Origin of the sequence: Azospirillum picis, from assembly GCF_017876115.1 — a bacterium.
Lineage (GTDB): Bacteria > Pseudomonadota > Alphaproteobacteria > Azospirillales > Azospirillaceae > Azospirillum > Azospirillum picis.
This window is the reverse complement of record NZ_JAGINO010000026.1, coordinates 94,098-102,747: the sequence shown is the minus strand read 5'-3', so window position 1 is coordinate 102,747 and position 8,650 is coordinate 94,098. Positions and strand designations below refer to the sequence as shown.

The 8,650-nt window shown below is 65.7% G+C and carries 8 protein-coding genes and 2 pseudogenes; 3 read left to right on the top strand and 7 right to left on the bottom strand.

Features of this window, described 5'->3' with window-relative positions; genetic code table 11:
- Nucleotides 1–95: 95 nt before the first annotated feature.
- Nucleotides 96–251: a hypothetical protein gene (locus tag J2850_RS26920; protein WP_209989064.1), complete on the bottom strand. Its 156-nt coding sequence runs from the start codon at nucleotides 249–251 to the stop codon at nucleotides 96–98.
- Here J2850_RS26920 and J2850_RS26915 point away from each other — a divergent pair.
- The 3 genes from J2850_RS26915 to J2850_RS26905 are packed head-to-tail and all read left to right on the top strand — an operon-like array spanning nucleotide 181 to nucleotide 3,391.
- Nucleotides 181–855 carry an ABC transporter ATP-binding protein gene (locus tag J2850_RS26915; RefSeq protein ID WP_307354549.1) on the top strand — a complete coding sequence of 225 codons (675 nt, stop codon included), beginning with the start codon at nucleotides 181–183 and terminating at the stop codon, nucleotides 853–855. The genes J2850_RS26920 and J2850_RS26915 overlap by 71 nt on opposite strands.
- Nucleotides 856–857: 2 nt before the next feature.
- Nucleotides 858–2,300 (top strand): NAD(P)-binding domain-containing protein, encoded by a 1,443-nt coding sequence (locus J2850_RS26910; protein ID WP_209989061.1) that lies wholly within the window; start codon nucleotides 858–860, stop codon nucleotides 2,298–2,300.
- Nucleotides 2,300–3,391 (top strand): CMD domain-containing protein, encoded by a 1,092-nt coding sequence (locus tag J2850_RS26905; protein ID WP_209989058.1) that lies wholly within the window; start codon nucleotides 2,300–2,302, stop codon nucleotides 3,389–3,391. The genes J2850_RS26910 and J2850_RS26905 overlap by 1 nt, the downstream gene beginning before the upstream one ends.
- A gap of 153 nt (nucleotides 3,392–3,544) precedes the next feature.
- Here the strand turns inward: J2850_RS26905 and J2850_RS26900 are convergent.
- The 6 genes and pseudogenes from J2850_RS26900 to J2850_RS26880 all read right to left on the bottom strand — a co-directional run.
- A pseudogene (locus tag J2850_RS26900) lies at nucleotides 3,545–3,697 on the bottom strand (IS5-like element ISRso1 family transposase); the annotation flags it as partial.
- A 7-nt stretch (nucleotides 3,698–3,704) separates the two neighbouring features.
- Nucleotides 3,705–3,863, bottom strand: a pseudogene (locus J2850_RS31885) (IS3 family transposase); the annotation flags it as partial.
- Between the two features lie 300 nt (nucleotides 3,864–4,163).
- A complete protein-coding gene (locus J2850_RS26895) occupies nucleotides 4,164–4,994 on the bottom strand; it encodes a FadR/GntR family transcriptional regulator (protein ID WP_209989055.1) in 831 nt (276 codons plus the stop codon).
- 227 nt (nucleotides 4,995–5,221) lie between these two features.
- Complete coding sequence (locus J2850_RS26890) at nucleotides 5,222–5,986, bottom strand: SDR family oxidoreductase (protein ID WP_209989051.1); 765 nt, start codon at nucleotides 5,984–5,986, stop codon at nucleotides 5,222–5,224.
- A gap of 15 nt (nucleotides 5,987–6,001) precedes the next feature.
- Complete coding sequence (locus tag J2850_RS26885; protein WP_209989048.1) at nucleotides 6,002–7,201, bottom strand: mandelate racemase/muconate lactonizing enzyme family protein; 1,200 nt, start codon at nucleotides 7,199–7,201, stop codon at nucleotides 6,002–6,004.
- 90 nt (nucleotides 7,202–7,291) lie between these two features.
- The gene (locus J2850_RS26880; RefSeq protein WP_209989045.1) at nucleotides 7,292–8,329 is read right to left on the bottom strand and encodes an L-idonate 5-dehydrogenase; all 1,038 of its coding nucleotides are present in this window, start codon (nucleotides 8,327–8,329) and stop codon (nucleotides 7,292–7,294) included.
- Nucleotides 8,330–8,650: the final 321 nt, after the last annotated feature.

The following is an 8,650-nucleotide window of genomic DNA, read 5'->3' as shown; positions in this document are numbered from 1 at the left end:
ATCGAACCCGCAACCGTCATCGCATGGTCGGCGTGGAGGCGATGCCATCAAGCGCTCGCCTGCCAAGCCCACCGTACAAAAGCGCAACTGTAATGCTAGGTCTCGTAGCGTTCGTAGTCGTGGCGGGGGGCGAGGTCGTCCAGGCCGCCGGCTCCGACTGCTCCCGACCTTTCGCTGGAGGTGCCGCGCGGGCAGATCGTCTGCTTGCTGGGCGGCAACGCCAGCGGCAAATCCACCTCGATGAAAATCATCCTGGGGCTGCTGAAGCCGCGCTCCGGGCAGGTGGTCTTCGACGGGCAGCCGCTGACCGGTTTGACTACGCCGCAGATCGTCCGGCGCGGCATCGGCTCCGTGCCCGAATCCCGCCGCTTGTTCGGCACCATGACGGTGCGCGAGAATGTGCTGATGGGCGCCTACACCCGCAGCGACGCGCACGAGGTGGCGGAGGATTACGAGAGCATCCTCGACCTGTTCCCCAAGCTGCGCGAACGCCATTCCCAGCAGGCCGGCACCCTGTCTGGCGGCGAACAGCAGATGGTGGCGATGGCCCGCGCCCTGATGGGCCGTCCCCGGCTGATCGTGATGGACGAGCCGACGATGGGCCTGTCGCCCTTGCATGTCGACCGCGTGCTGGAGATGATCCAGACCATCAACCGGCAGGGCGTCAGCATTTTCATGGTGGAACAGAACGCCAGCCTCGCCCTGCAGATCGCCCATCGCGGCTATGTGCTGCAGACCGGCCGCATCGTGCTGTCCGGCCCTGCCGCCGACCTCGCCCGCGACCCGCAGATCCGCGACGCCTATTGGGCGGTGCCCAGGCCGCCTGACACCGCAATACCGACAGGACCCGATTGACGATGACCAAGGACAGTTCCACCGTTGCAGACCCCGGCCCCCGTTCCCTGGAGGAGCTGGAGGCGCGGCTCGCCCGCGATCTCGATGTGCTCACCCTGCCGCCGGCCGACTGGGTACCGGCGCGAGAGGGCGTTCTCGACATCGCCATCGTCGGGGCAGGCATGGCCGGGCTGACCGCCGCCTTCGCCCTGCGCAAGGTCGGCATCTCCAACATCCGGCTGTTCGACCGGGCGCCCGCCGGCCGCGAGGGGCCGTGGGCGACCTATGCCCGCATGGAGACGCTGCGGTCGCCCAAGACGCTGACCGGGCCGGCGCTGGGCTTCGCCAACCTGACCTTCCGCGCCTGGTACGAGGCACAATTCGGCCGCACCGCCTGGGAGGTTCTGCACCGCATCCCGCGCCTGCAATGGCTCGATTACCTGACCTGGTACCGCCGCGTCACCGGCGCGTCGGTGCAGAACGACACCACCTTGACCGCGATCACCGGCGATGCGGACGGTGTTTCCCTCGACCTCGCCGGTCCTGAGGGGCGGCAGCGGGTGCGGGCGCGCCGGGTGATCCTGGCCAATGGGCGCGACGGGCTGGGTGGTCCCTTCGTCCCCGCCTTCTGGCAGGCGGTGGACAAGCGCTTCTGGAGCCATGCCCATGAGGCCATCGATTTCGCGGCGCTGAAGGGCAAGACCGTCGCGGTGCTCGGTGCCGGTGCCGGCGCCGTGGACAACGCGGCGGAGGCACTGGAGACCGGGGCCGCCAAGGTCTACATGCTGATCCGCCGGGCTGAACTGCCGCGCATCAACAAGAGTCTGGGCGCCGGCCATCCCGGCATCGTTCTGGGTTTCCATACCCTGTCGGACGAGCGGCGCTGGGCCTACAACCAGTACATCGCCGACACCGGCGTCCCGGCGCCGCACAACTCGATGCTGCGCTGCTCGCGCCACGCCAACTTCTCGCTTCTCACCAACTGCCCCGTCGAGGCGGCGGAGGTGGAGGGCGACCGGCTGGTGCTGCGCACCGGACGCGGAACGGTGACGGTCGACCACGTCATCCTCGCCACCGGCTTTTCCGTCGACTGGGCGCAGCGGCCGGAACTGGCGGAGATCGCCCGCTACACCCTGCTGTGGCGTGACCGCTATGTCCTGCCGGGCCATGAAGGCAGCGAATTCGCCCTGCACCCGTATCTCGGCCCCGATTTCGAGTTCCTGGAACGCAATCCGGGCGAGGCCCCCTGGCTGAACCGCGTCCATGCCTTCAACTATGCCGCGGTGCTGAGCCACGGCAAGGTGACCGGCGACATCCCCGGCATCAGCGCCGGCGCGGAGCGACTGGCCGACAGCCTCACTGCCGCCCTGTTCACCGAGGATTACGATCATCACTGGCAGCGGCTGATCGAGTTCAAGACGCCGGAACTGCTGGGCGACGAATGGACCGAAGCGGAGGGTTTCTGATGAGCGCAACCACCATCGACGCCGTCGGTGATATCGCTCACGTAGCGCCCGACTTGATCGACCGGCTGGCCGGCCTGTCCGATGCCTCCCCTCTGCTGGCGTTGCGCGCCCGCCGAGCGGAAGTGCGCTCCCGCACCCAAGCGGCGCACGACGCCCTGCTGTCGCCGGGGCGGCCCGGTCTGTTTCCCGCCGCCGAGCGTGCCGCGGTGGCGGAGCGCATTGCCACGCTGGCCAGAAACGAGGCACTTGCCGCCCATTACCGCAGGCTTGCCGTTGGCGCCGTTGCCCGCCCGGCCCTGATCGCCCACGCCGAGCGCGTCACGCTTTCGCCACGCGATTCCCGGCCGGAGCATCTGCGTGTGTTGGAGGATGCAGGGCTGGACGCCCACGGCATCGTCGCGCTGTCGCAGTTGATCGCACTTGTGAATTATCAGGCCCGCTTGCTGGCCGGACTGCAAGCGCTAGAGGCGGGAGGTGAGGACCAGTCGCAAGCCGATCTGGCGTTCGCGGCACCCGTTCCGGCCGATCCGGCGATCGGTTTCACCATCGACCTCCTGGACTGGAAGCCCTGGCTTGCCCCGGTGGCGCTTGAGGAGGCCAGCGAGGAGCAGCGCGTGGCGTTGGCAGTGACGCCGTCCAATATTGCAATCGGCGCCTATTCGCTGGTGCTGGCGCACGAGCCGGAGGCGCTCCTCCATCGCACGCCGCTGTTCAACGGCATCATGTACGCCCCACGCGGCCTGCCGCGGGCGGAGCGCGAACTGGCGACCGCCGTTGAGTCGGTGCTGAACGGCTGCGTCTATTGCGCGTCGGTCCATGCCCGCCGGTTCGTTGAACTGACCGGACGCAGGGAGTTGATCGACGCGCTGTTCACGCGGGGGATCGCCGGTCTGGACGACCCGCGCGAACAGGCCATTGCGCGTGCCTCCGCTCGTCTGACCGTGACCCCCACCGCCCTGACAATGGAGGACGTCGCGGCGCTACGTCAGGCTGGGTTGGAGGATGGTGAGATTCTCGACCTGATCCTGGCAGTTGCGATCTTCGCTTGGGCCAACCGTCTTATGCTGAGCCTGGGAGAACCTGTGCGTTGATGGGCCGTCGATGGCTGTGTTGGCGTCATAAATATTAAATCCTGGTTGATTTTGCCCCATAATCAACTTCATTCGGCTTCATGGGCGAGAAAATTTTGCCTTGCTGTGCTTGTCGGGCGAGTGATTGCCCTTAGAACCCGTTTGACAACCGCTTCAGTGGCAGACTCGTCGAAGTAGGAGGCTTGCCATGGCGAGCTGTATCATGCCGCCGGAGACATCGATCCGAGCTTCATAATCTCGAACCAGGCGTCTCCAGCAGGTCATCCACCCGAAAGTCCGCTCGATCTCCCAACAACGTTCCGCAACCAAACAATTATGCCGCCAACCCGATCTGATCCGAGGGGCCCTGATAGGCCTCGTCCGGGGTTGTGCCGTCGAGCGCCGAACGCGAATGGTCGGCGTTGTAATGATCGATCCGGCGCCCAATCCGGGCCTTGGCTTCACTGCCGGTTTCGAAGGCGTGCAGGTAGACCCATCACCGTCAGACCGCCCCGGATTGCCTCCAGCCCCGCCTTCACCTTGAACTCCGCCGACTACCGTGTCCGTTTTCCCGGCATCGGGGCCGTCCTGCGTCCTGGCCGAACCAAGCTTGTCCGACTGTCCGGGAAACGGGGACCACATCGCCTCATCGACCATCGCCCCGGATCGCCCGCAGCGGATGCTTGGCCGGAATCCGCTCCTCCACCGACCCGTAGCTAAACATCGCGCCCTGATACGGCTGCCGGACGCGCATCTCCGTGACCTCGTCTGACCACCATAAAAGGCAAGCGGATCACAACCGCCCCGTGCCGGTAAGGGTGTCTTTCGGCAGCCTGTTGGAGCGCCGCTTGCGAACCGGCTTCTCGGACTCCGCATCGCCGTCCTCCGGCGGGGCGTCGGTATTTCCGTCACGGCGGTAATGCTCGTAGGACTTATCGATATGCTGCTTCATCAGCTTTTCGGCTTCGTCGGGCTGACCGCTTTCGATGGCCGCGATGATCGCATCATGCTCGTTGGCCGCAGCATGCATGCGGCCGTCCTTGTAGGTGGCATGCTGATGCGAGAAGCGCAGCACGTCGGGGCCCATCAGGGCGATCAACGACCGGAGGAGGTTGTTGTTGGTCGCTTCGGCCACCTTCAGGTGAAACAGCAGATCTTCTTCCAGCGTGTAGGCGTTGGCCTCGGCCTGCTCGCGCATGCGTTGCTGGGCCTTGCGGATTTCAGCGATCTGTCCAGCATGGGCACGTTCGGTCGCCAGCCGGGCGGACAATGCCTCCAGCGCGCCACGCACCTCGATCAGCATCTCCGGGCTGGTGTCGCCGGCGTTCAGGATGTTGCTGATGAGGCCGATCAGCACATGCTCGCTGAGATTTTCCACCACCGTTCCGCTCTGCGGCGACGTGCGGACGATCCCGAAAAACTCCAGGCGGCGCAAAGCCTCGCGCACCGTGCCGCGGCTGACGTCGAAACGCTCCGCAAGCACCCTTTCGGCCGGCAGCTTCTGGCCGGCCTTGATGATCCGGCGGGCGATCAGATCGCTGATCTGCTCGATGATGATGTCGGGCGGACGCCGGATCTTGATCTTTTGAAAGTGGCGGGAGACATCGTAATCAGGATCATCCATGCCACTCTCCGATCACCGAACTGGTTCGCTGGTTTACCGTCGCTCCAATCCTTTAGGCATCCTTGGCTGCCGAGTCAATCGCATGCCCTGCCGGAGATGCGTTGCTTCCATCGGATAACCGCGTCGGGCGGGAGAAGGTTACGTGCTCGGTCAGAGGTGCCGGCGCCAGCGGTTCGGCGACGTCCCCGCCCGGCATCGCCGCCCGGCGGGGACGGGAGGTCGAGAGATCAGTAGATGGCCATGAAGCCGCCATCGACGAAGATTAGCTGCCCGTTGACGAAATCGGAAGCCGACGAGGCGAGGAACACCGCAGTGCCGACCAGATCCGCCGGATTGCCCCAGCGGCGGGCAGGTGTGCGCTTCTTCACCCAGCCGTCGAACTCCTCGTTCTCGATCAGGGGCTTGTTCATTTCAGTGACGATGTAGCCCGGACCGATGGCGTTGATCTGGACGTTGAACTCCGCCCATTCCGCCGTCATCGATTTCGTGAGGAGGCGGATGCCGCCCTTGGCGGCGGCATAGGGTGCCACGGTGACCCGCGCCTGCTCGCTGGTCAGGGAGCCGATGTTGATGATCTTGCCCGCGCGCCGCGCCACCATGCGGCGGCCGGCTTCGCGCCCGACGACGAACGCGCTGGTCAGGTTGGTGTCGACGACCTTGCGGAAGTCGTCCACCGGGAAATCGACCAGCGGGCTTCGGATCTGGATGCCGGCGTTGTTGACCAGGATGTCGACGGAAATCCCCTGCTCGTCGAACCGGGCGAAGGCCTTCGCTACGGCGTTCTCGTCCGTCACGTCGAAGGCGGATTCATGGACGGCATAGCCCTTGTCGCGCGCCCTGGCCGCAGCATCGGCAAGGGAATCGGGGTTGATGTCGCTGAGGATGATCGCAGCACCGGCCTCGGCCAGCCCTTCGGCGATGGTGTTGCCCAGCCCGCGGGCCGATCCGGTGACGAGGGCGGTTTTTCCGCTCAGATCGAACATGGTCGTCATGGTGGCTTCTTCCGGTTAGAGGCTTGTGCGGCGAACCCGCAGATCGGGACGCTCAAAGACGGCCGGCAGCAGTTCGGTGCCGAGCCCCGGTCCTTCCATCGGCAGGACATGGCCGTCGATGATGCGGGGCACCTCGGTGACGATTTCGGTGTACCAGCCGGTGTAGAAGGCCCTCACCGACTCCTGGATCAGCGTGTTCGGGGTCGACAGCGAGGAGTGGACCGCGGCGACATAGGCGACCGGGCCGGTGCAGTCGTGCGGGGCGTAGGGGCGATGGTAGGTGTCGGCGAGCGAGGCGATCTTGCGGCCCTCGGTGAGGCCGCCGGTCCACACCAGATCGGTCATCACCACGCCGATGGCGCCGGCTTCCAGCATGTCCTTGTAGGGGAAGCGCGATCCCAGCGTTTCCGAGGCGCAGATCGGCACGCTGGTCGAGGTGGCCAGCTCGGTCAGCGCATTGACCGAGTTCATGCGGATCGGATCCTCGTACCAGGTGGGATCGTAGTCTTCGAGGACGCGGGCGATCTTCTTGACGGTCGGCAGGTTCCACAGGCAGTGGAATTCGACCATGATCTGCATGCGGTCACCCACCGCCTTGCGGATCTTCTCGAACGGTTCGACGGCGCGCTTCATCTGCTCGGCGGTGATGAAACGGCCGTCGTTGGCGATGGCGGCCGGATCGAACGGCCAGATCTTCATGCCGGTGATGCCTTGCTCCAGCAGGCTTTCCGCCAGCCGGCCGGCATCGGTCATGAAGCCGTTCAGATCCTCGTACGGTCCCTCACTTGAGCCCAGGTTCCAGGTGTCGACCGGCTTGATCTTGTTGGAGCGCACATAGCCGTAGCCGGCGCAGGTGTTGTAGACCGGCACCCGGTCGTGGCAGAGCCCGCCCAGCATCTGGTGCACCGGCTGGCCGCAGACCTTGCCGAGAATGTCCCACAATGCGAGGTCGATGGCCGACGCGGCGCGGTATTCGGCGCCGGTCGAGGACTGCGCCATCGGCAGGTTCACCAACTCGCGGGCATGGGCCTCGATGCGCAACGGGTCCATTCCGAGCAGGCGGGCGGCCAGGACGTCATGGATGTGCGCCTCGACCGCGCCGGCGCCGTAGAAGGTCTCGCCGAGGCCGACGATGCCGGCATCGGTGTGGACGCGGACCCAGACGACGTTGGAGAACTCGTCCGTCCTCAGTGTTTCCAACTGCGTGATTTTCATGGAGCGCTCGCAATGGATGGGTGGACTGCCCGATCGGGGCGGTCCCACCGGAGGCGGGGATGCGCCGTGCCGCGGCACGGCGTCGCCGGATCAGAAGACGATCTGCACTTTCATGTTGCTGTTGCGGTCGTGTGCCGCGGCGAACGCGTCGGCCGCCGCCTCGAACGGGAACTGTGCCGTGGCCAGCGGCGACAGGTCGACGCCGCCGGTGGTCAGGGCGGACACCGCCCAGGCGAATTCCTCATGGAAGCGGAAGGAGGTCTTGAACGTCACTTCCTTAGCGAGCAGGCGGTTGAGCGGGATCGGGGTAAGGCCGGGCGCTAGCATGCCGACCTGGACCACGGCACCGCCCGGACGGGTGCTGAGCACGCAGGTCTCTACCGCCTTGGCACTGCCGGACGCTTCGAAGCAGACGTCGAAGCAGCCGCGGTCGGCCTGCCAGCGGCTGGGGGTTTCGCTGTCGGCGAGGACGTTGACCGTTTCGTGGGCGCCGATTCGGGCGGCGATCTCCAGCGGCTTGTCGGACAGGTCGGTGATGGTGACGTGTTCGGCCCCCGCCCGGCGCGCGGCGACGGCGATCAGGCAGCCGATCGGCCCGGCACCGGTGATCAGCACGCGTCGTCCGAGCAGGCTGCCGGCCTGCGCCACCGCGTGCAGGGCGACGGCGAAGGGTTCGGCGAAGACCAGATTGGTATGCGGCGTGTCGGCCGGCACAGGAAAGCATTGGAAATCGCGCACCACCAGCGTTTCGCGGAAGGCGCCCTGGACATGCGGGAAGCGCGCGGCGCTGCCGAAGAAGATCATGTTGGCACAGAGATTTTCCCGGCCGCCCAGGCAATGCGGGCAGGTCCGGCACGGCTTGCCGGGGTTGACGGCGACGCGGTCGCCGATCCTGGTCCGGGTGACGTCGGGGCCGACCTCGACGACATCGCCGCTGATCTCGTGGCCCAGGACCATCGGCTCCCGGACGTTGAAATCGCCGACCCGGCCTTCGAAGAAATAATGGAGATCCGACCCGCAGATGCCACCAGCGGCGATCCTGACGCGGACCTCTCCCGGCTTCAGGGCCGGCTCGTCGAGCGTCTCAAGGCGAAGGTCCTTTTGTCCATGCAGAACGCAACCGCGCATCTGGTCTCTCCTGGAAGGCAACGGCGCGCCATCGCGCCTCGTATCGTGTAGGGGCAGTCCGATTGTCCAGCCGGTGGATGTGTCGGGTAGCGTCTGAGCCGCTCGACACCGGCGGCGGCGGAAATCGGCAAAAAGGACCAATTGGTCAATTGGTTTTCTGGTAATATTGATAAGCTGGTTGTGTGGGCATGTCAACATGACGTGTTCAGTTTTGATGCCCGTGCCGATGGCACATGGCACCGACGATTGCCGGCACGCCGGCCTTGCCTGGATCAATAGGTAAAAATATCAAAGGCTTGACTGTGTCGCTGCAAGCGGACG

Excerpts from the sequence above, each read along its gene's own strand:
- J2850_RS26920 (WP_209989064.1), bottom strand. The coding sequence starts at position 251 with ATGATTTTCATCGAGGTGGATTTGCCGCTGGCGTTGCCGCCCAGCAAG.
- J2850_RS26895 (WP_209989055.1), bottom strand. The coding sequence starts at position 4,994 with ATGGATGATCCTGATTACGATGTCTCCCGCCACTTTCAAAAGATCAAG.
- J2850_RS26910 (WP_209989061.1), top strand. The coding sequence starts at position 858 with ATGACCAAGGACAGTTCCACCGTTGCAGACCCCGGCCCCCGTTCCCTG.
- J2850_RS26905 (WP_209989058.1), top strand. The coding sequence starts at position 2,300 with ATGAGCGCAACCACCATCGACGCCGTCGGTGATATCGCTCACGTAGCG.
- J2850_RS26890 (WP_209989051.1), bottom strand. The coding sequence starts at position 5,986 with ATGACGACCATGTTCGATCTGAGCGGAAAAACCGCCCTCGTCACCGGA.
- J2850_RS26880 (WP_209989045.1), bottom strand. The coding sequence starts at position 8,329 with ATGCGCGGTTGCGTTCTGCATGGACAAAAGGACCTTCGCCTTGAGACG.
- J2850_RS26885 (WP_209989048.1), bottom strand. The coding sequence starts at position 7,201 with ATGAAAATCACGCAGTTGGAAACACTGAGGACGGACGAGTTCTCCAAC.